The organism is Pseudonocardia endophytica, assembly GCF_004339565.1.
GTDB classification, from domain to species: Bacteria; Actinomycetota; Actinomycetes; order Mycobacteriales; family Pseudonocardiaceae; genus Pseudonocardia; species Pseudonocardia endophytica.
In genome coordinates, this window is the sequence record NZ_SMFZ01000002.1 from 3,007,496 (window position 1) to 3,033,155 (window position 25,660).

Sequence of the window (25,660 nt, forward strand, 5' to 3'; positions counted from 1 at the left end):
CGATGGTCGGGTGACAGGCACGACGGTCTCGGGGGACCCGCAGCAGCAGCACCGTTCCATCCGCACCCGCATCGCCGACGAGCTCGGCGCGCGGGCCGACCAGGTCCAGGCCGCGGTCGACCTGCTCGACGAGGGCGCGACCGTCCCGTTCGTCGCGCGCTACCGCAAGGAGGCGACCGGCGGGCTCGACGACGCGCAGCTCCGCACGCTCGAGGAGCGCCTGCGGTACCTCCGTGAGCTGGAGGAGCGCCGCGCGACGGTCCTGGAGTCGATCCGCGAGCAGGGCAAGCTCGACGAGGAGCTGGAGGCCCGGATCTGGGCCGCCGAGTCGAAGGCCCGGCTCGAGGACATCTACCTGCCGTACAAGCCGAAGCGCCGCACGAAGGCGATGATCGCCCGGGAGCAGGGGCTCGAGCCGCTGGCCGACCTGCTGCTCGGTGACCCCACGCAGGACCCGGTGTCGTCGGCGCAGGACTACGTGAGCGACGACGTCGCCGACACCGGGGCGGCGCTCGAGGGCGCCAGGTCGATCCTGGTCGAGCGGATGGGTGAGAACGCGGACCTGGTCGGCGGCCTGCGCGAGCGGATGTGGACCAACGGCCGGCTGGTCACGACGGTCCGGGAGGGCAAGGAGAACGACCAGGCCGCGTCGAAGTTCTCCGACTACTTCGCGTTCTCCGAGAAGTTCACGACGCTGCCCAGCCACCGGATCCTCGCCGTGTTCCGCGGCGAGACCGAGGAGGCGCTGGACGTCACGCTCGACCCGGCCGACGAGGACACGCCCACCGCCTACGAGCGCGCGATCGCGGCCGAGTACGGCATCGCCGACTCCGGGCGCGCGGCCGACGCGTGGCTGCTCGGCGTCGTGCGGTGGGCCTGGCGCACCCGGATGGCGACGGCGCTGGGCATCGACATCCGCGTCCGGCTGCGGGCCGCAGCGGAGGAGGGCGCGATCGGGGTGTTCGCGGCGAACCTGCGCGACCTGCTGCTGGCCGCGCCCGCCGGAACCCGCGCCACGATCGGGCTGGACCCCGGCCTGCGCACCGGCGTGAAGGTGGCCGTCGTCGACGCGACCGGCAAGGTCGTCGACACCGCGGTGATCTATCCGCACGAGCCGCGCAACGACAAGGCGGGCGCGCAGAAGACGCTGGCCGACCTGGCGTCGAAGCACGACGCGGAGCTGATCGCGATCGGCAACGGCACGGCGTCCCGGGAGACCGACGCGCTGGCCGGCGACCTGATCAAGAACAACCCCGGGTTGAAGCTGACCAAGGTCATGGTGTCCGAGGCGGGCGCGTCGGTGTACTCGGCGTCGGCGTACGCGTCGGCCGAGCTGCCGGACATGGACGTGTCGCTGCGCGGCGCGGTGTCCATCGCGCGACGGCTGCAGGACCCGCTGGCCGAGCTCGTCAAGATCGACCCGAAGTCCATCGGTGTCGGCCAGTACCAGCACGACCTGCCGGAGTCGGCGCTGAACCGGTCGCTGGACTCGGTCGTCGAGGACTGCGTGAACGCGGTCGGGGTGGACCTTAACTCGGCGTCCGCCCCGTTGCTGCGACGGGTGTCCGGGATCAGCGAGTCGCTGGCCGGCGCGATCGTCGCGCACCGGGACGCCAACGGCCCGTTCCGCACCCGCACGGCGCTCTCGGACGTGCCGCGGCTGGGCCCCAAGGCGTTCGAGCAGTGCGCGGGCTTCCTGCGCATCCGCGGTGGCGACGAGCCGCTCGACTCCTCCGGCGTGCACCCGGAGTCCTATCCGGTCGTCCGGAAGATGGTGGAGCGCACGAAGGTCGACGTCGACGCGCTGCTCGGGAACACGGCCGCGCTGCACCAGATCAAGCCGAAGGACTTCGTCGACGACACCGTCGGGCTCCCGACCGTCACCGACATCCTGGCCGAGCTGGAGAAGCCGGGTCGTGACCCGCGTCCGGCGTTCCGCACCGCCACGTTCGCCGAGGGCGTGCACAAGATCGCCGACCTGCGGGTGGGCATGCTGCTCGAGGGTGTCGTGACGAACGTGGCCGCGTTCGGTGCGTTCGTCGACGTCGGGGTGCACCAGGACGGGCTCGTGCACGTCTCGGCGATGAGCAAGGACTTCGTGTCCGACCCGCGCGACGTCGCGAAGTCCGGCGACGTGGTGAAGGTCAAGGTGCTCGACGTCGACGAGGCCCGCAAGCGCATCTCGCTCACCCTGCGTCTGGACGACGAGCCGGGCGCCGGTGGGAAGCCGAAGGGTGACGGCGGCCAGGGCGGCCGTGGTGAGGGCGGCCGCGGGAAGCCGGGCGGCGGACCTCGCGGCGACCGTGGCGGGCGCGACGGCGGGAGGGGCGGCCCTGGTGGAAAGGGCAAGGGCGGTACCGGCGGCAAGGGCGGGGGTCGCGACGGTGGCGCCCCGCGCGGCGGCGACCGTGGCAGCCGGGACAACCGCAAGCCGGGCCCGATGAACGACGCCATGGCCGAGGCCCTGCGCAAGGCCGGGTTCGGAAAGGACTGAGCGGCGGGGGCGGCGCCGACCGTGATCGACGGTCGGGTCCGGATGAAGGCGGGTTCCTGCCTCGATCCGGACCAATCTGCGATCGAGAAGGGGTAGCCGGCCCCGCCGCCTACGGCATGATCGGCGGAAGTGGCCGAACTGCGCCACTGGTGGCGTGTTCTGACCATTTCCGCTGATCATGGGGTGCCGTGCTCGCCGGCTCCGGTGATCGGCGGGACCGGCCGAACTGCGCCACCGGTGGCGCGTCCTGACCACTTCCGCCGATCATCGGCGGCACGGGTAGTCGGTCAGGCGATGGCGGCGTCGGGGACGAGGAGGCGCTCGGCCAGGCGGCGGAGGTCGTCCGGGTCGGTGCCGGCGGCCCGGAGGAAGCCGTGCACGCCGCCGTCGTGGGCCTCGATGTCGTCCAGCACCGCTTCCAGTGCGGCCGCCTCGACGCCGAACAGCGAGTCGTGGTCCGGGTCCGGGACACCGGAGGCACGCAGGCGGGCCCACAGCGCGTCGAGGACGTCGTTCGTGCGCAGGTAGTCGGCGACGATCCGGTCCCGCGGCACGTCCAGGGCGGCGAGCACGGTCCCGATCACCAGGCCGGTGCGGTCCTTGCCGGCGGCGCAGTGCACGAGCAGCGGCCCGGGCTCGCGGGCGAGCAGGCCGACGATCCGGGCGATCTCGGGTCCGGCCTCGGCGGCAAGGCGGCGGTAGGCCCAGGTCAGGTCGCGGTCCGAGGCGGCCACGTCGGCGACGCGGTCGGGAGCGAGCGAGTCGCCGAGCGCGACCCGGTGCACGCGGGCGACGTCGGCCAGCGGGTGCCGCCGTCCGCGCGTCTCGGACTCGGAACGGAGGTCGACGACGGCGGACGGGGGCCAGGTCGCCGTCGGCTCGAGGCCCAGCCGGTGGGCGGAGCGGGGGTCGCCGGGCTGCGGGGCGTCGCCGCGGTACAGGACGCCGTCGCGCAGGACGAAACCGTCGGCGGTGCGGATGCCGCCGACGTCGCGGAGGTTCGCGGGAAGGGTGGGGCGTGCGGGGGAGGAGACGGCCACGGTTCCCACGATCGTCGGGCCGTCGACGTCGTGGGGACGCTCGTGACGTCCGGCACCGCGTGGGTTCGATCACGCGGCGTGGTGCAGGTCGCGTGCCCCGGGCGTCACATGATCGCGCGGGGCATGGAAGAATGGTGGTCATCGGCTGTCAGCGATGACGTCAGCCGAGAGCCCTCAAGGGTCCAGTTCGTAGGGCACGGTACGCGGTGCCGGCGCGGGCCTCCGGGGCTAGGAGCGGGCGATGCCTCCGGAACCCCGGAACGCACGTCCTGCCGTGACCGAGGACCAAGTGAGCATTCTGCTGGAACAGCACGACGACTTCTCCACCGATCTCCCCACCGACGAGCTCCCCGCCGTCGAAGCGGACGTGACCGACGCCGACGACAACGGCGATGACACCGACAACGACAGCGCCGACGAGGCCGGGCCGGCGTTCTCCGACCTGGGACTGGCTCCGCAGCTGCTGACCGAGCTCGACGAGCTCGGCTACGAGACGCCCAGCCCGATCCAGGCGCAGGCCATCCGCCCGTTGATCGACGGCCGTGACCTGCTCGGCCAGGCCGCGACCGGCACCGGCAAGACGGCCGCGTTCGCGCTGCCGATGCTGCAGCGCCTGGCCGACGGCCGGGCCGGGCGTGACCGCGGCCCCAAGCCGTTCGGCCTGGTGCTGGCCCCCACCCGCGAGCTGGCCATGCAGGTCGGCGAGGCGGTCGCCCGCTACGGCCGCGGGCTCGGCGCGCAGGTCGTCACCGTCTACGGCGGTGCCCCGATCGGCCCGCAGCTGGGCGCGCTGCGCCGCGGCGTCGACGTCGTCGTCGCCACCCCGGGCCGCGCGATCGACCTGATCGAGCGCAGGGCGCTGAACCTGGACTCCGTCGAGGTCGCCGTGCTCGACGAGGCCGACGAGATGCTCGACATGGGCTTCGTCGAGGACATCGAGCAGATCCTGTCCTCGACCCCGCCCACCCGCCAGACGGTCCTGTTCTCGGCCACGATGCCGTCGCGGATCGTGTCGCTGGCGAGCAAGCACCTGAACGACCCGGTGGACATCCGGATCGCCCGCGAGGCGACGCCGGAGGGCGAGGCCCCGAAGGTCCGCCAGACCGCGTACCACGTCCCGCGCAGCCACGTCACGACGGCGCTGGGCCGGGTGCTCGAGATGGAGCGCCCGACGGCGGCGATCGTGTTCTGCCGCACCCGCGCCGACGTCGACGCCGTCACCGAGACGCTGACCGGCCGCGGCCTGCGGGCCGAGGCGCTGCACGGCGGCATGGACCAGGAGCACCGCACGCGCGTCGTGGACCGGTTGAAGTCCGGCCGGACCGACCTGCTGGTCGCGACGGACGTCGCCGCCCGCGGCCTGGACATCGACACGCTGACCCACGTCGTGAACCACGACGTGCCGTCCTCGCCGGAGTCCTATGTGCACCGGATCGGCCGCGTCGGTCGGGCCGGGCGCGAGGGCGTCGCGATCACGCTGGTGACGCCCGGATCGGTGCGCCACCTGCGCGGTATCGAGCGGCTCATCGGCGCGTCGGTGCCGACCGCGCCGGTCCCGTCGGTGGCCGACCTGAAGGCGGCCCGCCTGGAGCGCACGGCCCGCGCCGTGCGCGAGCAGATCGCGTCCGACGAGGGCGGGGTCGACGACGGCGTGCACGAGCTGGTCGTCGAGCTGGCCGGTGAGCACGACCTCGCCACGATCGCGGCCGCCGCGGTCCGGATGGCGCGCTCCGGCACGTCGGCGCCGGACGACGAGGTCGAGATCCCCGAGGTACGCAGCCGCGGCGGGAGCAGCCGGGACCGCGAGCCCGGGCGTGGCCCGCGTCGCGAGCCCGGCAGCCGCGGCCAGGGTGCCCGGCCGCCCAAGGCCGGCACCACCCGTCTGTTCGTGTCCGCCGGTCGCGCGTCCGGTGTGCGCCCGCAGGACATCGTGGGTGCGCTGGCGAACGAGTCGCGTCTGTCCGGACGCGACATCGGCGCGATCCAGATCCACGAGCGGCACGCGCTCGTCGACATCCCGGAGCACGCCGCGGACGACGTCCTGAAGACGCTCCGCGGTGGCACGACGCTCAAGGGCCGCAAGGCGAACGTGCGCCGTGACCGGGACGCCGCGGGTACCGCCCGCCGCTGACCCCCGTCCACGAACGAAGGGCACCTTCGAGCAATGTGATTGCTCGAAGGTGCCCTTCGTTGTGAAAGGGTTGCTACCGCACCTCGACCCTGTCGCCGATCTGCAGGGACTCGAACCACGCCTGCGCGTCGGCAGGGGCCAGCCGCACACAGCCCGCCGACGGGGTGTCGGTCCGGCCCTCGTGGAACGCGATCCCACCCGGCGCGAAGAACACTGCCCACGGCATCGGCGCGTTGTCGAACTCCGCGCTCTTGTGGTCCTTGTCCTTGCGCTGCACCGAGAAGTCCCCGCGCGGCGTGTCCGCCCCCGGTCCACCGTGGCTGATCGCCACCGGTCCCCGCTCGACCTTCCCGTCCTTGATCAGCCAGGCCTTGTTGGCGTCGAGCTCGACGCAGGCACGCGCGGCCGTCGAACAGGGGGTGCCCTCGGCGTTGCCGGGTCCGGCGACGGCGGTGCCCGCGGCACCGAGGCCGAGCACGAGAGCGGCGGCGACGACGGCGATCAGCCGGGGTCCGCTGAGGAGTCGGGAGCGCTGGGTCATGATCTTTTTCGAGGTCCTCTCGCGGGCAGCCGTTTACTCTCGTAGCGATCAACGACCGCGCAGCGTGACCGGTGCGCTGCTGTTGTGGCGTTCGCCCGTGCGGGGTAGGCAGGAGTCGCCCACCACCTGCGAGGAGCCTCGATGACGACGACCGACCGCGGCCAGGACCTGAAGCCGCGCAGCCACCAGGTCACCGACGGGATCGGCGCCACCGCGGCGCGCAGCATGCTCCGTGCCGTCGGCATGCGCGACGACGACTTCCGCAAGCCGCAGATCGGCATCGCCTCGTCCTGGAACGAGATCACCCCGTGCAACCTGTCGTTGCAGCGGCTCGCGACCTCGGCGAAGGAGGGCGTGCACGCGGCGGGCGGCTACCCCCTGGAGTTCGGCACGATCTCGGTGTCCGACGCGATCTCCATGGGACACCGCGGGATGCACTACTCGCTGGTCAGCCGCGAGATCATCGCCGACTCGGTGGAGACGGTCGTCGAGGCGGAGCGCCTGGACGGCACGGTGCTGCTGGCCGGGTGCGACAAGTCGTTGCCGGGCATGTTGATGGCCGCCGCGCGACTGGATCTGGCGAGCGTGTTCGTCTACGGCGGGACGATCATGCCCGGCCGGGTGGGCGACCGTGAGGTCAACATCTCGGACGCGTTCGAGAGCATCGGCGCCTGCGCGCGCGGCCTGATCACCGAGGAGGAGCTGGACACGATCGAGCGGGCGATGTGTCCGGGCGAGGGGTCCTGCGGCGGCTTCTACACCGCGAACACGATGGCCGCCGCCGCCGAGGCGCTCGGCATGGCACTGCCCGGGTCGGCCAGCCCGCCCGCCGTGGACCGCCGCCGCGACGGCGTGGCCCGCGCGTCCGGGGAGGCGTCGATCGGGATGATCGGCCGCGGGCTGACCGCGCGGACGATCCTGAGCCGTAACGCGTTCGAGAACGCGATCGCGATCGTGATGGCGTTCGGCGGGTCCACGAACGCCGTGCTGCACCTGCTGGCGATCGCCCGGGAGGCCGGCGTCGGTCTCACGCTGGACGACTTCAACACCGTCGGCGACCGGATCCCGCACCTCGCCGACGTCAAACCGTTCGGCACGCACCTGATGTACGCCGTCGACCAGGTCGGCGGCATCCCGGTCGTGATGAAGGCGCTGCTCGACGCGGACCTGATCCACGGCGACCCGATGACGGTCACCGGGAAGACCGTCGCGGAGAACCTCGACGAGCTCACCCCGCCCGGGCTGGACGGCACCGTCGTGCACGACCTGAAGAACCCGATCCACCCCACCGGGGGGATCACGATCCTGCGGGGCTCGCTCGCCCCGGAGGGCGCCGTGGTCAAGTCCGCCGGGTTCGACGAGGCCACGTTCACCGGGACCGCCCGCGTCTTCGACGGCGAGCAGGGCGCGCTGGACGCCGTCGACAACGGCGAGATCGGGGCCGGGACGATCATCGTGATCCGCTACGAGGGCCCGCGCGGCGGGCCCGGGATGCGGGAGATGCTCGCCGTCACCGGCCGGATCAAGGGTGCCGGGCTGGGCAAGGACGTGCTGCTCGTGACGGACGGCCGCTTCTCCGGTGCGACGACCGGCCTGTGCGTCGGGCACATGGCTCCGGAGGCTGCGGACGGCGGGCCGATCGCGCTCGTCGCCGACGGGGACACGGTCGTTCTGGACATGGCGAACCGGGAGCTGAACCTGCAGGTCGACGCCACCGAGCTGGAGCGCCGCAGGGCGGCGTGGACCCGTCCCGAGCCGACGAACCGGTACGGCGTGCTCGGCAAGTACGCCAAGCTCGTCTCCTCGGCGGCCGACGGGGCGGTCTGCGGGTAGGCGCGGACGAGTGCCGTGACCGACGTCGGTATGGCAGGATCACCGGCCACGGCGACGACCGCGCCGGACCTCCAGACCGGGTGCCCACGCCACCCGGCGCCGCGGAGGCGCAGGGGACCTCGAGAGCCTCGGTCGGGCCAGGACCGGCGCAGGAACTGCTGATCCGGCCGGGGCGGTGCACGGGCGTGGTGTCGTGTCCGCCGACCGGCCGGGGAAGCACGGTCATGACCAGTCGCAAGCAGCTCAAGATCCGCGTCCGCGCCCGGATGGCGCGCACCGGGGAGAGCTACAGCACCGCCCTGCGCCACGTCGCCGGCCCGGCTCCGGAGACGTCCGTCGGCGGGTACCGGCTGCGCGGAGGCGTGCACCCGGAGTCGGCGTCCGTGGCGAACGTGCTGGCCCACCACGGCGTGCGCTCCGGCGGGGCGGAGCTGACCGAGGCGCTGGTGTTCGGCGCCGCGGGCGGTCCTGGCGCGGGCTACATCCTGTGGGAGTTCGCGCACGACGACAGCCGGCCGGTCGTGATCGGGTTCTCCTCGCAGTGGCAGTACCACGACCGGGCGTTGCTCTCCTCGCTCGAGCGGCTCGGCGTTCCGGCCAGGGTGCACCGCACGGCGGGCTCGGTCGGCGCCGCCGGCGTCCTCGCCGAGAGCCTGGCCGACGGCGCGCCGGCGATCGTCTGGCCGGACCGGGTCGGGCTCGGGTACCGGCACCTCCCGGCGTCGATGGACGGGATGGGCGGCCACCCCGTCGTCGTGCACGGGACGTCCGGCGACGCCTGTCTCGTCGACGACCGGACGCTGGCACGTCTGTCCGTGCCGGCCGACGAGCTCGCCGCGGCCCGCGCCCGTGTCGGCTCCTACCGCAACCTGCTGGTCGCCCCGGCGCCGGCGGGCGACGTGCCGGTGCCGGTCCTGCAGGCCGCGCTGCGGTCCGGGATCGCGGACTGCGCCGCCCGCCTCGCCGGGACGTCCACGTCGTTCGCGCTGCCCGCCTGGCGCAAGTGGTCGCGGCTGATGACCGACGCGAAGGCGGCGAAGGGATGGCCAAGGGTGTTCGACGACGGCCGTGGGCTGGTGGACGCGCTGGCGTCGATCTGGGAGGGCGCCTCTCCGGCCGGGATGACCGGTGGACACCTGCGCGATCTGACTGCCGACATGCTCGACCAGGCGAGTCCGGTCATCGACACGCCGCTCGACAGGGCGGCTGCGGCGTGGCGGGAAGCCGCCGGTGCTTGGCGGGCGGTCGCCGAGACCGCGCTGCCGATCGAGGTCCCGGCGTTCGCCCGCCTCCGCGAGCTCACCGCCGCCGTCCAGGAGTCGATCACCGCGGAGGGTGACGCCGGACGGGACGACGCCGCGCGGGACGCCGCCCAGCTGTGGGCGCTGCGGGCCGGGCTGAGTGCCGAGCCGCCGCTGGGCCCGTCGGAGCGGACGGACCTGTTCGCCGCGCTGGCCGGGGCACTGGGCCGGGTGCACGACGCGGAGCGCGCCGCCGTCGGCGAGCTCACCGGGATCGAGGGCTGACGCCGGTGCCCGGGCCGGCGAGCAGCCGGCCCGGGCACGGCCGGACTCAGGCCGTGGCGGTCGCGCGCCGGCCCAGCGCCGGGCGGACCATCACCACCCCGACGACCGCGAGCGCCAGCAGGAGCACGCTGACGACGGCCATCCAGACCGGCATCTCGCCGAGCCCCAGGATCGGCAGCAGGGCCGAGAGGATCCGGAACACGACGGCGATCCACATCGCCACCCGGCCGCCCGCCGACCCGCGCAGGCCGAACCACGCGAGCACCGGGACGAGCGCGAGCACTCCCAGCCCGGCGCCGATCCATTCGGACCCGGGCGGCGCCGCGTCCGGCGCGGGCAGGGCCAGCGACCCGACGATGTCGATCACGGCCAGGACGACGAGCAGTATCGCGCCACGCATCACGCGGGAATCGGACATGACAGCCTCCGGGAGGGACAGGGGACGACTGCCGGGAACGATCGGTGATCACGACCCCGCGCCACATCGTGGCGGGAACGGGCCGGACCCTCCGTGCGAGCACGGGTAACACGGGGGCGCCGCCGACCTAGTGTTCGGACATGACCTGGCCGCGCGCCCTCTCGGTGCTGCTCACCGTGCTCGCCGTGGCGCTCGTGGTCGGCGCGACCGCACTCCCGGGCACGGACCCCGTCGGGCCGCTGCTCGGCGTCCTGCTGGCCCTGCCGATGCTGGCGCTCGGGCTGGTGATCGCCGCCCGCCGCCGGAGCACCGTGATCGGTCCGCTGCTGTGCCTGTCCGGGTTCGCCGCCTGCCTGAACGCGTTCACCGACGCCTACGCGGTCTCGGTGCAGATCGGCGCCGACCCGCCCGGCGCGTGGCTGGTGGTCCCGCTGGCGCTGCAGATGGCGTGGATGTGGTGGTTCGTCCCGCTGGCGCTGCTGGCGCTGTACTTCCCGGAGGGGCGCCTGCCGAGCCGTCGGTGGCGTCCGGTCGCGGTCGCGCTGCCTGCGGTCGCCGTGCTCTCGGCCGCGCTCGGGGCGGTCGCGCCCGGCCCGTTCCAGGCTCCGAACCCGGACTTCCCGCACACGCTCGGCACGCTCCCGGACTGGACGACCGTGCCGGTGTACGCGCTGTCCTTCGTGTTCCTGGGCCTCCTGGTCGCCGCGGCGGTCGCGCTGGTGCGCCGCCGCCGGTCCTCGGACGACCCGGTGCGGCGGGCCCAGCTGCGCTGGCTGGCGCTGGCCGGGATGTGGCTGCCGGTGACGCTGCTGTTGTGCATGGGGAGCTTCCTGACGCTCGGGTCACCGGCTCTCGTCGTGATCGGGCTGGTCGGGCTGTACCTGTCCGTCCCGGCCGCGACGGCCGTCGCGATGCTGCGGCACGACCTCTACGACGTCGACCGCGCGTTCAGCGTCACGCTCACCTGGACGACGCTGGCCGGCGCGCTCCTCGTGGTCTACGCGGCCGTCGCGTTCGCGGGCGGGGTCGTGTTCGGGGGCGAGTCGGCGCCGGTCGCGGCCGCGGCGACGGCCGTGTGCGCGCTCGCGCTCGCCCCGCTGCGGACCCGGCTGCAACGACGGGTGGACCGGCGCGTGTACCCGGAACGCCGGGCCGCGCTCGCCGCCGTCGGATCGCTGCGCGACAAGGCCCGGGACGGCACGGCTCGGCCGGAGCAGCTGCAGGACGCGCTGCGCGCGGCGCTGCGGGATCCGCGGCTGCGGGTCGGTTACCGCCCGCCCGGGACGGACACGCTGGTCGACGCCGACGGCGAGCCGCTCGACCCCGGCCCGTCGCTCTGGGTGCCGGTGCTGCGCGACGGGCGCGAGGTCGGTGTGCTGCTGCGCGGCGACCGTGGGTCCCGGGAGCTGCTGCGTGAGATCGCCGACGCGGCCGGGCTGCTGGTCGAGGTCGTCGGGCTGCGGCTGGAGCTGAACCGGGCCGTGGTCGAGGCCGAGTCCAGCCGCGCCCGCCTGCTCTCGGTGTCCTACGCCGAGCGCCGCCGCCTGGAGCGCGACCTGCACGACGGCGCCCAGCAGCGGCTCGTCTCGCTCGGCATGTCGTTGCGGCTGGCCCAGCGCCACCTCGACACGGGCACGGCCGACGGCACCGTCGACATGGACGGCGTGCTCGACTCGGCCGTGGCCGAGCTGTCCACCGCGGTGGCGGAGCTGCGCCAGATCGCGAACGGCCTGCGCCCCAGCTGTCTCGACGACGGCCTCGGGCCCGCCCTGCGCAGCCTGACCGCGACGACCCCGCTTGCTGTCGACCTGGACGTCGCCCCCGGTGAGGTGCCGGACGACACGGCGACCACGGCCTACTACGTGGCCAGCGAGGCGCTGGCGAACGCGGTGAAGCACGCGTCGGCGACCCGGCTGAGCCTCGGTGTCGCCCGCGAGGAGGGACGGCTGCGCATCGACGTCCGCGACGACGGCCGGGGCGGTGCCGCGGCACGGCCGGGCGGCGGGCTGGACGGGCTCGCCGACCGGGTCGCCGCCGCGGGCGGGATCCTGACCGTGACCAGCACGGTCGCCGGCACGTCGGTCGCCGCGGAGCTCCCGTGCGGATCGTGATCGGGGAGGACTCGGCGCTGTTCCGGGAGGGGTTGGCCCGCATTCTGGCCGACGCCGGGTACGCGGTCGTCGCGACGGCGTCCGACGCACCGTCCACGGTGGACGCGGTGCTCGAGCACGGGCCGGACCTCGCCGTCGTCGACATCCGGATGCCGCCGGAGGGCCGCGACGACGGCGCCCGGGCGGCCCGGGAGATCCGGGCCGCCCGGCCGGGCCAACCGATCGTGCTGCTCTCCCAGCACGTCGAGACCCGGCACTCGGTGGAGCTCGTGCCGACCGGTGGGTTCGGCTACCTGCTCAAGGACCGGGTGCTCGACGTCGCCGACTTCCTGGACGCGCTGGAGCGGGTGGCGGCCGGTGGGTCGGCGCTCGATCCGGAGGTGGTGTCCCGGCTGATCGGGCAACGCCGGGAGATCGACCGGCTGGCCCGCCTGAGCCCGCGCGAGCGGGAGGTGCTGACGTTGATGGCCGAGGGCCGCACGAACCGCGGTATCGCGCGCCGCCTGCACCTGACGGAGCGGACCGTGGAGACGCACACCGGTTCGATCATCGGGAAGCTCGGCCTGGTCCCGTCCGACGAGGACCACATCCGGGTGCTGGCGGTCCTGGCGCACCTGGAGGCGCACCCGCAGGGATGACGGGTGCACCGACCAGAGGGTCATCGGGCTCCGGCACCCGCCCTGCGCAGTGCCGGGAGGACGAGGCCGCAGCCGACGAGCGTCAGCAGCACGAGCGCTCCGGCGAACACGACCACCCCGCCCGGCACGTCCCCGACGAAGAACGCCGGCACGGCCGTCGCGGCGGAGACGAGCCGGACGACGACGAGCGCGACCGTCGGCCACCGCTCCCCGCGCCACGCCCACCAGATCAGGACCAGCGAGATCAGACCGAGCACGGTGCCCAGCACCGCGATCGACATCGGTGGGTTGGTGCCGTCGGTGGTGAACACGCCGACGACGTCCACGAGGGACAGCAGCCCGAGCAGTACCAGCCCGGTCCGCACGGCGGCGCTCATCGCGAACCCCCGGCGACCGCGGCGGTCCAGGCGAACCCGAGCGTGGTCAGCGCCCAGGCGAGCGCGTCCAGCAGGTGGTTCGGGACGACGACGGCGAACACCAGGTGCAGCGGCTGGGACACGATCAGCGCGACGGCGACCCAGCGCGGCAGCACCTTCCAGAGCGCCACGCCCAGCAGGACGGTGCCGAGGATGTGCCCGGCCACGAACACCAGCGAGGCGACCGACACGGTCGGCTCGGCGTTGACGGCGTCCATCAGCGACGCGACGGTTCCGGGAGGTGCTCCGGAGCTCGCGCCGGCGAGCGGCATCTGGTCGGTGGCGGCGAGCCAGAACAGGCTGGTGAACCCGAGCCAGGCGAGCGTCGCGGCGATCCGGCCGAGCACCGGCCGGGCGGCCGCGGCGGCCCGGCCGACGACCAGCACGCCGAGCGGCAGCGTGAGCAGCGCCAGGTAGGCGAGCCACAGCACGGCGGTCTGCGTGCCCGGCGCCGCGGCGATCTTGTCCACGATCGTGCGGCTGGAGTCGTCGGTGGAGTAGGGCAGGATCCCGCGCAGCACGGAGACGGCGAGCGGTCCGGCGGCGGCGAGCAGCACCAGGCCCGGCAGGCGGGTGGTGCGGGCCGCGCCGGTGGGCGGGGCGGGTGCGGTGGTTGTCATGGCCGGAGAGCCTGCGGCCGGCCGGCGCCCACCGGACAGGGACGTCGATCGGGCATGACCCGGGCGGTTTCCCGGGTCCACCCGGGAACCGGTCCGGGACAGCGGACCCCCGGCTGCGCCACACTTCCGCCGTGAGCAGCCCCTCCCGCATCGGCACGACGGTCGCGTTCGCGCTGTCCGCGCTCGTCGTGCTCGAGCTCGGGACCGGCGTGAGCGCCGCGATCGCGGCCGGGTGGACGCTCTCCGAGGCGATCGACGCGTTCGTCGTCACGAACGCGGCGATCGGGCTGTCCTGCGGTGTCGCCGGGGTGCTGATCGCGTGGCAGCGACCGCGCAACCCGGTCGGCTGGCTGCTGCTCGCGGCCGCGGTGAGCCAGTCCGGCACCGTGGCCGGCGCACCACCGCTCGACCTCGCGGTGCAGCACGGCGCGTCCGAGCCGATGCTGCGGACGCTCGCCACCCTGTCCGGCTACGCCTGGCCGTGGTCGATCGCGACGTTCCTCCCGCTGGCGCTGCTGCTGTTCCCGGACGGCGGGCTGACCGGCCGGTTCCGGCGCTCCGCCGCCGCGCTCGCGGTGCTCAACGGTCCGCTGTTCGCGGTGCACGTCGCGGGCGACGGCGTCGCCGGTGACCCGGTCCAGCCGTGGCTGGTGATCCCGGCGATCACGACGGTCGGGACCGCCGTCGAGATCCTGAACCTGCTCGTCTACGTGCTGGCCGTGATCGGCCTCGTGGTGCGCTACCGGCGCGGCGACGAGCAGCGGCGCAGGCAGCTGCTGTGGCTGGTGCTGGCGCTCGTGCTGGTCGTGGTCGTCATCGTGCCGTGGGGGCTGTTCGACGCAGGCCCGATCCTGCAGCTGCTGGCGATCGCGCTGGTGCCCGCGTCGATCGCGGTCGCGGTGCTGCGCCACCAGCTGCTCGACATCCGGCTGGTGCTGTCCCGGACCGTGCTCTACGTGGTGCTGACCGCGCTGGTGGCGGCGACGTACCTCGGGCTCGTCACGCTCGCGAACCGGGTACTCGCCGGCTCGTTGCCGGGCAACGCGGTGCTGGCCGCGCTCGTCGTCGCGATCGCGTTCCACCCCGTGCGGGTGCGGCTGCAGCGGCTGGTCGACCGCGCGCTCTACGGGGACCGGTCGGACCCGGTCCGCGCGCTGTCCGGGATGGGGGAGCGGCTGCGCGCCGGAGACCCCGGCGACGGGATCGGGCCGGTGCTGGCGGCCGTGTGCGACGCGCTGCGGCTGCCGTCCGCGGCGGTCGTGCGGGACGGGATCGAGCGGGCCCGCCACGGTTCGCCCGACGGCGCGGTCGAGTCGGTGCCGCTCGTGTACCGCGGGGAGGAGGTCGGTGCGCTGGTCGTCGGTGTCCGGTCCGGGCAGCGGGCACTCGACCGCACCGACCGGGCCGCGCTGGACGTGCTCGCCGCACCACTCGCCGTCGCGGTACGGGCGACGGAGCTGTCCGCGTCGCTGCAACGGTCCCGCGAACGGATCGTCGCCGCCCGCGAGGAGGAACGACGACGGCTGCGCCGCGACCTGCACGACGGCCTCGGCCCGGTGCTCACCGGCATCTCGTTCCAGGCCGACGCCGCGGGCAACCTCCTCGCGTCCGACCCGGCAAGGGCCGCCGAGCTGCTGACCGCGCTGCGGGCCGCCGCCACCGAGGCGATCCAGGACGTCCGCCGCCTCGTGCACGACCTGCGCCCGCCCGCGCTCGACGAGCTCGGCCTCGTCGGTGCGCTGCGGCAGCACGCCGACCAGCTCGGCGCCGGGGCACCGGCCGTCGACGTGCTGGCGCCGGACGAGCTGCCGCCGCTGCCCGCGGCCGCCGAGGTCGCCGCCTACCGGATCGGGGCCGAGGCGCTGACCAACGCCGTCCGGCACGCCGGAGCCGGGCACGTCACGCTGACCATCGCGGTCGGTGACGAGCTCGAGCTCGACGTCCGCGACGACGGCGGCTCCGAGGGCGGGTGGACACCCGGCGTCGGGCTCACCTCGATGACGGAACGCGCCGCGGAGCTGGGCGGATCGGTGCGGCTCACGGCCGGTTCCGACGGCGGGCGGGTCGTCGCTCGGCTGCCTCTGGGCAGTGTCGTGCCCGCGGACGCCGTCGCTGAGGTGACCCGTACCCGGGAGACGGTCGCGTGACGGTCCGCGTCGTGATCGCCGACGACCATCCCGTCGTGCGCGACGGGCTCTCCGCCCTGCTCGCCTCCCGCGACGGCATCGAGGTGGCCGGGACGGCGTCCGGCGGGCGGGAAGCCGTCCGCCAGGCGGTCACGCTGGCGCCGGACGTGCTCGTGCTCGACCTGCAGATGCCCGACCTGCACGGTGTCGCCGCCGCCCGCGAGATCGCCCGCGCCGCCCCGGACGTCGCCGTGCTGATGCTGACGATGTTCGACGACGACGACTCCGTGTTCGCCGCCATGCGCGCCGGCGCCCGCGGCTACCTGCTCAAGGGCGCCGGCCAGGACGAGATCGTGCGCGGCGTGCAGGCCGTCGCCGCAGGGGAGGCGATCTTCGGACCCGGCGTGGCGCGACGGGTGCTCGGCCAGCTCTCCGGCCCGTCCGCCGACTCCGAACCGTTCCCGGAGCTCACCCCGCGGGAACGGCAGGTGCTCGAGCTGCTGACCGCCGGGCTCACGACCGTCGCGATCGGACAGAAGCTGGGACTGGCCGGCAAGACCGTCGCGAACCACCTGTCGTCGGTGTTCACGAAGCTGCAGGTGCACGGCAGGGCGGAGGCCGTCGAGCGGGCCCGGCGGGCCGGTGTCGGGGAGCCGGAGCGACGCAGTCCCTGACCGCCCGCCTCCGACCGTTCGCCGACGACGGCGGGTCGGTCCCCGAGCGTTCCTGGCCCGTGCCGGACGGGGCGGGTCATGGTGGTCGCCCAGGGTCACAGATCGGTGACGGCACGCTCTTACCGTCCGGCAACCATCGCGTTGCGACACGGCAACACCGTGCCCCGATCGTGGTGGTGTGGAGGCGCGGATGCGGCACAAGGACACACAGCGGGATGCGGGAGCGGACGTCGGACCGGGTCCCGTGAGCAGCGTCGGGGACGTCGGCGGGCCGGGAGCGGCGCCGACGGCGTCCGCGGGCTCCTCCGACGACCGGCCGGTGCTCCGGGTGGTGCCGTCGCCGTCCCCGTCACCCGACTCGCCGTCCTCCTCCGACTCCGGGATCACCGTCCTGACCGGGCTGCACAAGGTGCGCGTGCGGCTGCCCGACGAGTCCGGTGCGCTGGCCCGGCTGACCGCCGCGGTCGCGGGGGCGTGCGGCAACATCCTGAGCCTCGCCGTGCACGGGCAGGACTCGCGCTCGGTCGTCGACGAGATGCTGGTCGGCGGTTCACTCGGAGCCGAGGGGCTGGAACAGGTGGTCCGGTCGGCGGTGCGCACGTCGGAGCCGGACGCGGTGCTGGTGGTGCGCGCCGACCCGCACGAGCTCGTCGACGCCCCGACGCGCGCTCTCGACCTGCTCGTGCAGGCGCGCGGCCGGACCGACGACGGCCTCGCCAGGGGCCTCGCGGCGCTCCTGCACGCCGACGAGGTGATCTCCGTTCCCGGGGAGCCCGCCGCGGACGACGAGCGCCTGCTGGCGTTGCCGGCACCGTCCGGGAACTGGCTGCTCGCACGCCGGGGCTGGGCGCCGTTCACGGTCACCGAACGCGCCAGGGCTGAGGCGTTCCTGCGTGCGGTCGACGCCCCGTCGCGGAAGGCCGGGTACGAGATCGTCCTGTCCACCGGTGAGGAGCTGACCGCGAGACCCGCCACCGGCGACGAGATCACCGAGCTGGACTCGCTGCTGCGCACCTGCCTGGCCGGCTTGCCCGACGCCGACGACACCGGCTCCGACCTGGACTGGACGGCCGCCGACCTTCGGTCCGTGCTCGTCCCGCCCGGCGGAGGTTGCCTGGTGGTGCGGACCGACGGCGGCGCGCTCGTCGGCCTCGGCTCGGCCCTGCTCGCCGACGAGCTGGACCCGACCGCGGGCGCCGAGCCGGTACTCCTCGTGCACCCGCTGTTCCGCGGCCACCGCCTGGGCCGCTGGATGCGCCGCAAACTGGTCGACCACCTGTCGGTCTGATCTCTCGCCCGGCTGATCGCGCGGGGCACCCGACGTCCGCGCGGGGCACCCGACGTCCGCGCGGTGGTCCGGAGCCCGCGCGGCGGTCCGGGGTGCGCGCAGGGTGGTGGTCCGGAGTCCGCGCTCTGGTCCGGAGCCCGCGTGGTGGTCCGGGATGGTCCGGAGTTTGCGCTGCGATCCCGGGTGTGCGCGGTGGTCCGGAGTTCGCGCGCGTCCGGGAGTGTGCATTGTTCGAACTGGTGCGCGTTCTGGTCGGTCGGGTGCCGTGTCACTGCCTGCGCTCGGGTATCGAGCGCATCCGGTCGTCCAGCCCGGTCGTCCAGTCCGGCCGGGTGATGCCGCGCGGTGGTCCGGGGTGCGCGCTGGTCCGGAGTGCGCGCTGGTCCGGAGTGGGCCTGCGATCCGGGGTGTGCGCTGCGATCCGGAGTCTGCGCGCGTCCGGGAGTGTGCGTTGTCCGAACTGGTGCGCGTTCTGGCCGGTCGCGTGCCGTGTCACCGCCTGCGCTCGGGCATCTGGCGCATCCGGTCGTCCGGCCCGGTCGTCCAGCCCGGCGGTTGATGCCGCACGGTGGTCCGGAGTGCGCACGGTGATCCGGAGTGCGCGCGCCTCGTCGGCGGGCGCCCGTGTCCGGGCGCGTGCGTTCTCCGGATCGGTGCGCGTTCCGCCGGACGCGTGGCCATGTCACCACCGGCGGCCGGGTCGGCTGGCGCGCACCCCCCGGCTGGCGTGTCGCACCTGGGCCGGATCTGTCACACGCCCAGCCCACGGTGCCGCACCCCGTGTCGACCTGCCGTCCCTCGGGGCCGGGTGTCACACCCGTCCCTCGGCGTCGCAACTCGCGGGCCGGCCCTCGGTGTCGCGCCCCGTCCAGCGCCGCGCGACCCGTTCCGGCGTGCCGCGCCCGGTTCCGGCGCCGCGCCTTGTGCTGGCGTGCCGCGCCCAGTGCCGGTGTGCCGCGCCCGTGCCGCAGTGCCGCGCCCGTGCCGGCATACCGGCGTGCCGCACCCCGGGCCGGCGTGCCGCACCCGTCGCAGCCGGTGCGACACGCCAACGCGGGGTGCGTGGGGTGGGCGGCATGCGGACTGATCGACAGGCCGCGGCGAGGGCCGGTGCGCGGCGCGTCGGACCCGGTGCGTCGCCCCACAGCCCGGTGATCGTCGGTTCGGTAGCGGGGTCGGCCAACCGTGGCGCGTTCCGGTACCGAACCGACGATCACCGCGACGGGGACACGGTGATGGCCGGACCGGCCGCTCGGATCGGTGGCCTGCGATGCCTCCGCGGGGCCGCCTTGCTCTGCTCACACGGACGCACCACCGGTCGGACCAGCAGGGAACACGGTCGGACCAGCGAGCCGATGCGTGGAGGTGAGCAGAGCAAAGCCTCGCCCGAGAGCCCGGACGGGAGCCGGGCCGTAGGGTCGCCGGCGTGAGCGAGAAGGAGCTTCCCGGGGACTGGACGGCGTGGCGGGACCAGGTCGATCTGGACCGCTACGACCAGCGGTGGGCCGCGATGGAGGCGGCCGGCCACAACCCGCACGGTGAGGCCGACCTGGTGCACGGGCTCGGACCGAGGAGCGTGCTCGACGGCGGGTGCGGCACCGGACGGGTGGCGATCGAGCTGGCCCGGCGCGGCCTGGCCGTCGTCGGCGTCGACCCCGACGCGGACATGATCGACGCGGCGCGCGCGAAGGCCACGGAGCTCGCGTGGGTCCGGTCCGGACTGGAGGACCTGGACCTCGGACGGCGGTTCGACGTGGTCGTGCTGGCGGGCAACGTGATCCCTTATGCGGCCGACCGGGCCGGCGTGGTCGCGGGCTGCGCGCGGCACCTGGAGACGGGTGGCTCGCTCGTCGCCGGGTTCCAGCTGCAGCCGGGGTGGCCGACACTCGACGAGTACGACGCCTGGTGCGCGGCTGCCGGGTTGGAACTCGCGGACCGCTGGTCGACGTGGTCGCGTGACCCGTACGACGGCGGCGCCTACGCCGTCTCCCGTCACGTGCGGCCGGCCTGACCGACGCGCGGACCGGCATGATCACCCGTTCCGGAGGCCGGCGTTCGCCTCCCGAACGCTCGGCGGCAAAACCGTTGATCGTCGTCGGGATCGCCGCGGCTTGATCCGCAGTCGAGGAGCGAGGTGTTCGCCGACCGATCGCTCCGCGCCACAACTGCGGATCATCGTCAGGTCAACGCGGCATGATCTCCGGTCGAGGAGTGAGGCGCGCGAAGGCCGAATCCTCTGCGCCACGACGGAGGATCACGGGTCAGGCCCGGGCCAGCACCTCACCGTGCGGGATGGCGAACCAGGCGTCCGGGTGGGCGGTCCACTCCCGCCACCCCTGTTCGATCTCGTCCAGATCGGACTCGGTCGCCAGGCCGCGCTCGCGCGCCATCCGACCGACGCCGGTGTGCACCCGGTCGGCCCACATCCCGCCCCATGCGGCGCGCTCCTCCGGCGTCGCGTAGCACCAGACCGACCCGGACGGCGTCACGTCGGTGAACCCCGCCTCGTGCGCCCAGGCGAGCAGTCGGCGCCCGGCGTCGGGCTCGGCGTCGTTGCCGTGCGCGACGGCCCGGTAGAGCGCGAGCCACCTGTCGAGCCGTTCGTCGGCGGGCCACCAGTGGAACGCGGCGTAGTCGGCGTCGCGCACGGCTACGAGCCCGCCGGGCTTCGCCACCCGCCGCATCTCGCGGAGCGCGGCGACCGGATCGGACAGGTGCTGGAGCACCTGGTGGGCGTGCACCACGTCCCACGTGTCGTCCGGATCGGACAGACGGTAGGCGTCGTCGACGGCGAACTCCACGTCGACGCCCCGCTCCGATGCGGCGGCGCGGGCCTGCTCCAGCGGCTCCGGCACGACCTCGATCCCACGCACCCGGCCCGGCGCGACCCGCTCCGCCAGGTCGACCGTGATGCTGCCCGGCCCACACCCGACGTCGAGCACCGACGTCCCGGCGCTCAGGTGCGGTAGCAGGTAGGCGCACGAGTTCTCCGCGGTCCGCGACGCGTGCGAGCGGACGACGACCTCGGGATGACCGTGCGTGTAGGTGTCACGGGGCATGGGCGGCACTCTGCCTCAGCGCGTACCGGATGCGGATCGGACCCTTCGCGGTGGACGGGTCGACGACCTTCCCCTTCTGCGTGATCTCCACCGTCCCCGCGTCGACGAGCCGGCGTGCCGCCCGCCGGGCCGGTTCCATCAGGTCGCGCCAGCCGTCCGGGTCGACGCGCCGGGCCGCGTCGGACGGGCAGATGGTCGCGCCTGCCTTGCGGGCGTCGAGCAAGTCGGTGATCGCGGACTCCAGATCCCGGTCGACCGGCTTCACGCCGCGACGACGGCACGCGGCGCTGCAGTACCGGACGTTCTCCCAGTCGTCGGCCCACTTCCTGCGCCACTCGATCGTCCGGCCGCACACCGCGCAGGTCTTCGCGTCGGGGTGGGAGGAGCCTGCCATCGGCCCAGCGTGCACCGTCCGTCGCGGTCTCGCGAGATCATCAGGACATCAGCGCTCCTGGCGTGTGATCGAACAACGTTCACGTCCTGATGATCATGCGCGGCGGCTCGGCGGCTCGGCGGCGACCGCGGTCTCCGCGGTGGGATCAGGTCGTGTCGCTCGTCCGTCGACCGGCCTGTGCGTGCCCGATCAGCCTCGTGCGAGGACCGCCTCGTCCAGGGCGGCACGCATGGCGGGCTCCGGGCCGGGGTGACCGGTCATGAGCTCGACCTGCGCGATCGCCTGGTGCAGCAGCATCTCCAGCCCGCTGACGATCGTCGCCCCGCTCGCGGCGGCTCCGGCGGCGATCGCCGTCGGCCAGGGTGCGTAGACCGCGTCGAGCAGCGTGACCCCGGGCCGCCAGCGCGCCCCGGCCAGCTCGTCGGCGGCGCCCGCGGGGAGCGTGGAGATCACGACGTCGGCGCCGTCCAGCACGCGGGCCGCGGCGACGGCATCGGTCAGGACCGGCGCGATCGTGGGGGAGACGCCGAGCCGGGATGCCGTGTCGCGCAACGCATCGGCGCGACCTGCGTCGCGGACCAGCACCGTGACGTCGTCGACGCCCAGCTCCCGCAACGCGGCCAGCGCGGCCTGCGCCGTCCCGCCCGCGCCCAGCACGACCGCCCGGCCGGGGCTCGCCGGGGACGCGCCCACCGCACGGTCGGTCGGAGACGGCGGGACCGCACCGCCATCACGGCCCGCCGCGCCTCCGGCCGTCAGCGACCCGGCTGTGTGGTCTGCCGCGACCGAGCCGGGTGCGCCGTCGCCCCAGCCGGACCGGCCGGACCCGGCCACGCATCCGGTCGGCTCCGAGCCGGCCGTCGCGAATCCGGCCGTTGCGCCTCCGGCCGTCGCGGATCCGGCCCGCGCCCGGCTCAGAGCCACGACCAGGCCCGTGACGTCCGTGTTCGACGCCCGCCATCCGTCCGGTTCTGGGACGAGCGTGTTCGCCGCACCGATCGCGGCCGCCGTGTCGGCGGCCCGGTCGGCCACCTCGAGCGCGACCCGCTTGAGCGGCATCGTCAGGGACAGACCCGCCCATTCCGGCCCGAGCCCGGCGACGAACCCGGCCAGGCCGGCCTCGTCGACCTCGTGCGCGTCGTAGCTCCAGCCGGCCAGGCCGAGCGACGCGTACGCCGCGCGGTGCAGCACGGGCGACAGCGAGTGCGCGATCGGGGAGCCCAGGACGGCGGCTCGGCGGGACGTCACCGGCCGGATGCTAATGCCGCGCCGGGACACGGTCGGGCCGGCCTCCCTGCGAGCGGGCCCGCTTCCGACGCCGCGGGCCTAGACGCGACTCGGCTCGGCGGCGCCGAGCGCCGCCGTGCGGCGCGACCGCACCCACGTCCACCAGCCGTATACGACGAGCAGGGCGAACACCGAGTAGATCAGCGCCGAGAACCACAGTCCGGACGCGATCTGCAGGGGTACCCCGATCGCGTCGACGACCAGCCACACGAACCAGAACTCGATCAGTCGCAGTCCCTGCGCGAGGAACGCGACGGCCGTCCCGACGAAGATCGCAGCGTCCGGCCACGGTGCCCAGGACGCGTCCAGCGCGTCGAGCGCCAGCGCCATCACGACGGTGCCCGCCACGAACAGCCCGGCCAGACCGGCACGCTGCGGCCAGGTCGCGGTCCGCACGGCCAGTCCGTAGACCGGGTCGCGACGGCGGAGCCACGCGACGAGCCCGAACACCGAGAACGCGAACACGATCACCTGCCGGAACGCGAGCCCACCCAGATGCGCCGACGTGTACACGGCGAACAGCAGGACGCACGCGGCCATCTGCACCGGCCACGTCGTGATGCTCCGTCGTTGCGCGAGGAAGACCACGGCCAGTGCGGCGAGCTGGCCGATCAGCTCGGCCCAGGACACGAACTGGCCGAACGCGGTCAACCCGTGGTGCAGCAACAGGTCCACGTGGATCCCTCCCGGGAACGGACGGTCGTCGTGTCAGCACACAACGCACCGAAGGACCGTGCTCATCCGGATCCCCGCGATGTGACACGGCTCATCCCAGCGTCGAGCGCTCCACCTGGGTGACCGCGCGCCCGTCGACGAGCACCAGGACCGGGTCGGACGGCGCGAGACCGGAGAGCCGCGCACGGACCGCGACGGCGTCCTCCCCGTGACCGACGGTCGCGGGCGGCGGACCGGCGCACGTCCCGACGCGGTCGCCGGCCACGAGCCCGGCCAGCCCGTCGTGCCGGATGGAACCGAGCACGTCGGGCACCGACCAGCTCGTCGCGTCGGTCCGGCGCGGCTGCACCACGGTCACCGACGACGGCGGGTCGTCCAGCCGGTCCAGTGTGGACCGGAGCTCGGCGACGGTCGTCGTGGCGTCCGCGACGAGCAGCCCCGGCTCGTACGGACCGAGCACGTCCCGCACCAGGGGACCGGTGCCGGCGTCGAGGAAACCGAGGGTGGTGAGCCACCCGTCGTCGAAGTACTTGGACAGGTAGATCCGTCCCGAGTCCGGCAGCACCGCGACGATCACGGCGTCCGGCCCGGTGGACGCGGCCAGACGGAGCGCCGCGGCGACGGCGGTCCCGGCCGAGCCGCCGACCAGCAGCCCCTCCTCGCGGGCCAGCCGCCGCACGGTGCGCAGCGACTCGCCGTCGGCGATCCGCTCGATCCGGTCCGGCAGCGACGTGTCGTAGACGGCGGGCCAGTCGTCCTCGCCGGTCAGCGGGTGCAGGTAGTGCCCGACGGCCTCGACGTAGTACGGGCTGCCGTCGCCGCCGCCGTAGCGGGAGGTCTCCGGGTCGGCGCCGATCACCGTCACGCCGCCGACCCGCTTGAGGTAGCGGCCGGTGCCGGTGATCGTGCCGCCGGTCCCGATGCCCGCGACGAGGTGCGTGACCCGCCCGGCGGTCTGCCCCCAGATTTCCGGACCCGTCGTGCGCTCGTGCACGTCCGGGTTCGCCGCGTTGCCGTACTGGTCGGCGAGCCAGCCGCCCGGGGTGTCCCGCGCGATCGTCGCGGCCAGCTTCTTGACGTGCCGCGGGTCCTCCAGCGGCACCAGACCCGGCGTCTTGATCACCTCGGCGCCGTACGCGCGCAGCAGCGAGACCTTCTCGGTCGTCGTGCGGTCCGGGATCACGAAGATCGACCGGTAGCCGCGGGCGGCCGCGACCATGGCCAGCCCGATGCCGGTGTTGCCGGACGTGCCCTCGACGATCACGCCGTCCGGCCGCAACGCGCCGCTCTGCTCCGCCTCGAGCACCATGGCGAGCGCCGCGCGGTCCTTGACACTGCCGCCCGGGTTCGTCCACTCGGTCTTCACCCAGACCTCGGCGCCGCCGTCGGGCACGATCCGGCGCAGCCGGACCAGCGGCGTCGCGCCCACGCCGTCGAGCACCGAGTCGAACACCGGACCGCTCACGTCTCCCACCCCCGCGATCCTGCCCCAGAGCGCCTGCCAGGGTGTGCGGCGTGGGCGGAACCGTGCTGGTGCTGGGTGGGCGGAGCGAGATCGGCGTCGCGGTCGCGGAGCGGCTCGCCGGGCGGGAGGCGGGCACGGTCGTGCTGGCCGCGCGGCGCAGCGACGACCTGTCGGCCGAGGCCGACGCCGTCCGCGCCGCGGGAGCTGCCGAGAGCAGCGGACGCGGAACGAGCAGCTGCACCGTCGAGACCGTCGAGTTCGACGCCGACGACCTCACGTCGCACCGCACGCTGATCGACGACGTCGTCGCGCGGCACGGGCGGATCGACGTCGCCGTGGTCGCGTTCGGCATCCTCGGCGACCAGGCCCGCGCCGAGACCGACGCCGCCCATGCCGCCGCGATCGTGCACACCGACTACCTCGCCCAGGTGCACGTGCTCACCGAGCTGGCGACGACGCTGCGCGGGCAGGGGAGCGGTGCGCTGGTCGTCTACTCGTCGGTCGCCGGGGTGCGGGTGCGGCGCGCGAACTACGTCTACGGATCGGCCAAGGCGGGGCTCGACGGGTTCGCGTCCGGTCTCGCGGACGCGTTGCACGGCACCGGGGTGCGGCTGCTCGTCGTGCGGCCCGGGTTCGTCGTCGGGCGGATGACCGACGGCATGAGCCCTGCTCCGCTGTCGTCCACACCGGACCAGGTCGCGGACGCGACGGTGGCCGCGCTGCGGTCCGGCCGCAGCGACGTCTGGGTGCCCGGCACGCTGCGTCTCCTGTTCGCCGTCCTGCGCCTGCTGCCGCGCGCCGTGTGGCGCCGGATGCCCCGCTGACAGGCGACAGAAATCCGATCCAGCGTGATCCTGCTGTGGCACTTCCCCGCAGGTGCCTCACGTCATATGGTCGCCTCCGCATCCGAGTTGACGATGACGT

Annotated in this window: 21 protein-coding genes; 11 read left to right on the forward strand and 10 right to left on the reverse strand. The window is 74.3% G+C overall.

All coding sequences use genetic code 11. From position 1 onward, the window contains the following. Positions 1-10: 10 nt before the first annotated feature. On the forward strand, positions 11-2,494 hold the full coding sequence (locus EV378_RS32765) for a Tex family protein (protein ID WP_207908930.1): 2,484 nt from the start codon (positions 11-13) through the stop codon (positions 2,492-2,494). A 287-nt stretch (positions 2,495-2,781) separates the two neighbouring features. Here EV378_RS32765 and EV378_RS32770 read toward each other — a convergent pair whose 3' ends face one another. Beyond that, positions 2,782-3,534, reverse strand: coding sequence for a tyrosine-protein phosphatase (locus EV378_RS32770; RefSeq protein ID WP_165922594.1), 753 nt, complete (start codon positions 3,532-3,534; stop codon positions 2,782-2,784). Positions 3,535-3,823: 289 nt separating this feature from the next. Between EV378_RS32770 and EV378_RS32775 the strand changes: the two genes are divergently transcribed. After that, positions 3,824-5,665, forward strand: a complete 1,842-nt coding sequence (locus EV378_RS32775) for a DEAD/DEAH box helicase (protein WP_243653872.1) — start codon at positions 3,824-3,826, stop codon at positions 5,663-5,665. A gap of 73 nt (positions 5,666-5,738) precedes the next feature. On the opposite strand, the gene EV378_RS32780 is transcribed toward EV378_RS32775, so the two are convergent. Continuing rightward, the gene (locus tag EV378_RS32780; protein ID WP_132431586.1) at positions 5,739-6,206 is read right to left on the reverse strand and encodes a L,D-transpeptidase; all 468 of its coding nucleotides are present in this window, start codon (positions 6,204-6,206) and stop codon (positions 5,739-5,741) included. Positions 6,207-6,347: 141 nt separating this feature from the next. Here EV378_RS32780 and ilvD point away from each other — a divergent pair, with 141 nt between their 5' ends. Both ilvD and EV378_RS32790 read left to right on the forward strand, forming a co-directional pair. Further along, entirely contained in the window at positions 6,348-8,039 is a 1,692-nt protein-coding gene (gene ilvD / locus EV378_RS32785; protein ID WP_132431588.1) for a dihydroxy-acid dehydratase, read from the forward strand. Between the two features lie 224 nt (positions 8,040-8,263). Next, a complete protein-coding gene (locus EV378_RS32790) occupies positions 8,264-9,565 on the forward strand; it encodes a BtrH N-terminal domain-containing protein (RefSeq protein WP_243653873.1) in 1,302 nt (433 codons plus the stop codon). A gap of 46 nt (positions 9,566-9,611) precedes the next feature. Here the strand turns inward: EV378_RS32790 and EV378_RS32795 are convergent, their stop codons facing one another. Then, positions 9,612-9,983 carry a hypothetical protein gene (locus tag EV378_RS32795; protein ID WP_132431590.1) on the reverse strand — a complete coding sequence of 124 codons (372 nt, stop codon included), beginning with the start codon at positions 9,981-9,983 and terminating at the stop codon, positions 9,612-9,614. A gap of 140 nt (positions 9,984-10,123) precedes the next feature. On the opposite strand from EV378_RS32795, the gene EV378_RS32800 reads away from it, so the two are divergent. Both EV378_RS32800 and EV378_RS32805 read left to right on the forward strand, forming a co-directional pair. After that, positions 10,124-12,094: a sensor histidine kinase gene (locus EV378_RS32800; RefSeq protein WP_132431592.1), complete on the forward strand. Its 1,971-nt coding sequence runs from the start codon at positions 10,124-10,126 to the stop codon at positions 12,092-12,094. Beyond that, positions 12,082-12,732 (forward strand): response regulator transcription factor, encoded by a 651-nt coding sequence (locus EV378_RS32805; protein WP_132431594.1) that lies wholly within the window; start codon positions 12,082-12,084, stop codon positions 12,730-12,732. Before EV378_RS32800 ends, EV378_RS32805 begins: the two co-directional genes overlap by 13 nt. A gap of 20 nt (positions 12,733-12,752) precedes the next feature. Here the strand turns inward: EV378_RS32805 and EV378_RS32810 are convergent, their stop codons facing one another. Further along, positions 12,753-13,109 (reverse strand): hypothetical protein, encoded by a 357-nt coding sequence (locus EV378_RS32810; protein ID WP_132431596.1) that lies wholly within the window; start codon positions 13,107-13,109, stop codon positions 12,753-12,755. Further along, the gene (locus EV378_RS32815; RefSeq protein ID WP_132431598.1) at positions 13,106-13,768 is read right to left on the reverse strand and encodes a hypothetical protein; all 663 of its coding nucleotides are present in this window, start codon (positions 13,766-13,768) and stop codon (positions 13,106-13,108) included. Before EV378_RS32815 ends, EV378_RS32810 begins: the two co-directional genes overlap by 4 nt. Before the next feature lie 131 nt (positions 13,769-13,899). On the opposite strand from EV378_RS32815, the gene EV378_RS32820 reads away from it, so the two are divergent. The 4 genes from EV378_RS32820 to EV378_RS32835 all read left to right on the forward strand — a co-directional run bounded on the left by EV378_RS32820 (position 13,900) and on the right by EV378_RS32835 (position 19,867). After that, the gene (locus EV378_RS32820; RefSeq protein WP_132431600.1) at positions 13,900-15,915 is read left to right on the forward strand and encodes a sensor histidine kinase; all 2,016 of its coding nucleotides are present in this window, start codon (positions 13,900-13,902) and stop codon (positions 15,913-15,915) included. After that, the gene (locus tag EV378_RS32825; RefSeq protein ID WP_207908931.1) at positions 15,912-16,568 is read left to right on the forward strand and encodes a response regulator transcription factor; all 657 of its coding nucleotides are present in this window, start codon (positions 15,912-15,914) and stop codon (positions 16,566-16,568) included. The genes EV378_RS32820 and EV378_RS32825 overlap by 4 nt, the downstream gene beginning before the upstream one ends. Positions 16,569-16,812: 244 nt before the next feature. Beyond that, entirely contained in the window at positions 16,813-17,856 is a 1,044-nt protein-coding gene (locus EV378_RS32830; protein ID WP_132431602.1) for an ACT domain-containing protein, read from the forward strand. 1,426 nt (positions 17,857-19,282) lie between these two features. Continuing rightward, positions 19,283-19,867 (forward strand): class I SAM-dependent methyltransferase, encoded by a 585-nt coding sequence (locus EV378_RS32835; RefSeq protein WP_243653874.1) that lies wholly within the window; start codon positions 19,283-19,285, stop codon positions 19,865-19,867. 250 nt (positions 19,868-20,117) lie between these two features. On the opposite strand, the gene EV378_RS32840 is transcribed toward EV378_RS32835, so the two are convergent. From EV378_RS32840 to EV378_RS32860, 5 genes are all read right to left on the reverse strand, one after another. Further along, positions 20,118-20,915, reverse strand: a complete 798-nt coding sequence (locus EV378_RS32840) for a methyltransferase domain-containing protein (protein ID WP_132431604.1) — start codon at positions 20,913-20,915, stop codon at positions 20,118-20,120. Then, positions 20,905-21,309: a DUF2256 and DUF3253 domain-containing protein gene (locus EV378_RS32845; RefSeq protein WP_132431606.1), complete on the reverse strand. Its 405-nt coding sequence runs from the start codon at positions 21,307-21,309 to the stop codon at positions 20,905-20,907. The genes EV378_RS32840 and EV378_RS32845 overlap by 11 nt, the downstream gene beginning before the upstream one ends. Before the next feature lie 189 nt (positions 21,310-21,498). After that, entirely contained in the window at positions 21,499-22,557 is a 1,059-nt protein-coding gene (locus tag EV378_RS32850) for a saccharopine dehydrogenase NADP-binding domain-containing protein (RefSeq protein ID WP_165922662.1), read from the reverse strand. Positions 22,558-22,635: 78 nt separating this feature from the next. Then, positions 22,636-23,271, reverse strand: coding sequence for a nicotinamide mononucleotide transporter family protein (locus tag EV378_RS32855; protein ID WP_132431610.1), 636 nt, complete (start codon positions 23,269-23,271; stop codon positions 22,636-22,638). A 91-nt stretch (positions 23,272-23,362) separates the two neighbouring features. Beyond that, the gene (locus tag EV378_RS32860; RefSeq protein WP_243653875.1) at positions 23,363-24,736 is read right to left on the reverse strand and encodes a PLP-dependent cysteine synthase family protein; all 1,374 of its coding nucleotides are present in this window, start codon (positions 24,734-24,736) and stop codon (positions 23,363-23,365) included. 50 nt (positions 24,737-24,786) lie between these two features. Between EV378_RS32860 and dprE2 the strand changes: the two genes are divergently transcribed. Further along, a complete protein-coding gene (gene dprE2, locus EV378_RS32865) occupies positions 24,787-25,560 on the forward strand; it encodes a decaprenylphospho-beta-D-erythro-pentofuranosid-2-ulose 2-reductase (protein ID WP_132431612.1) in 774 nt (257 codons plus the stop codon). The last annotated feature ends 100 nt before the right edge of the window (positions 25,561-25,660 follow it).

Bases quoted from the DNA above. Each gene is read 5' to 3' on its own strand.
- EV378_RS32815 (WP_132431598.1), bottom strand. From the start codon at position 13,768: ATGACAACCACCGCACCCGCCCCGCCCACCGGCGCGGCCCGCACCACC.
- EV378_RS32795 (WP_132431590.1), bottom strand. From the start codon at position 9,983: ATGTCCGATTCCCGCGTGATGCGTGGCGCGATACTGCTCGTCGTCCTG.
- ilvD (WP_132431588.1), top strand. From the start codon at position 6,348: ATGACGACGACCGACCGCGGCCAGGACCTGAAGCCGCGCAGCCACCAG.
- EV378_RS32790 (WP_243653873.1), top strand. From the start codon at position 8,264: ATGACCAGTCGCAAGCAGCTCAAGATCCGCGTCCGCGCCCGGATGGCG.
- EV378_RS32840 (WP_132431604.1), bottom strand. From the start codon at position 20,915: ATGCCCCGTGACACCTACACGCACGGTCATCCCGAGGTCGTCGTCCGC.
- EV378_RS32780 (WP_132431586.1), bottom strand. From the start codon at position 6,206: ATGACCCAGCGCTCCCGACTCCTCAGCGGACCCCGGCTGATCGCCGTC.
- EV378_RS32800 (WP_132431592.1), top strand. From the start codon at position 10,124: ATGACCTGGCCGCGCGCCCTCTCGGTGCTGCTCACCGTGCTCGCCGTG.
- EV378_RS32845 (WP_132431606.1), bottom strand. From the start codon at position 21,309: ATGGCAGGCTCCTCCCACCCCGACGCGAAGACCTGCGCGGTGTGCGGC.
- EV378_RS32810 (WP_132431596.1), bottom strand. From the start codon at position 13,109: ATGAGCGCCGCCGTGCGGACCGGGCTGGTACTGCTCGGGCTGCTGTCC.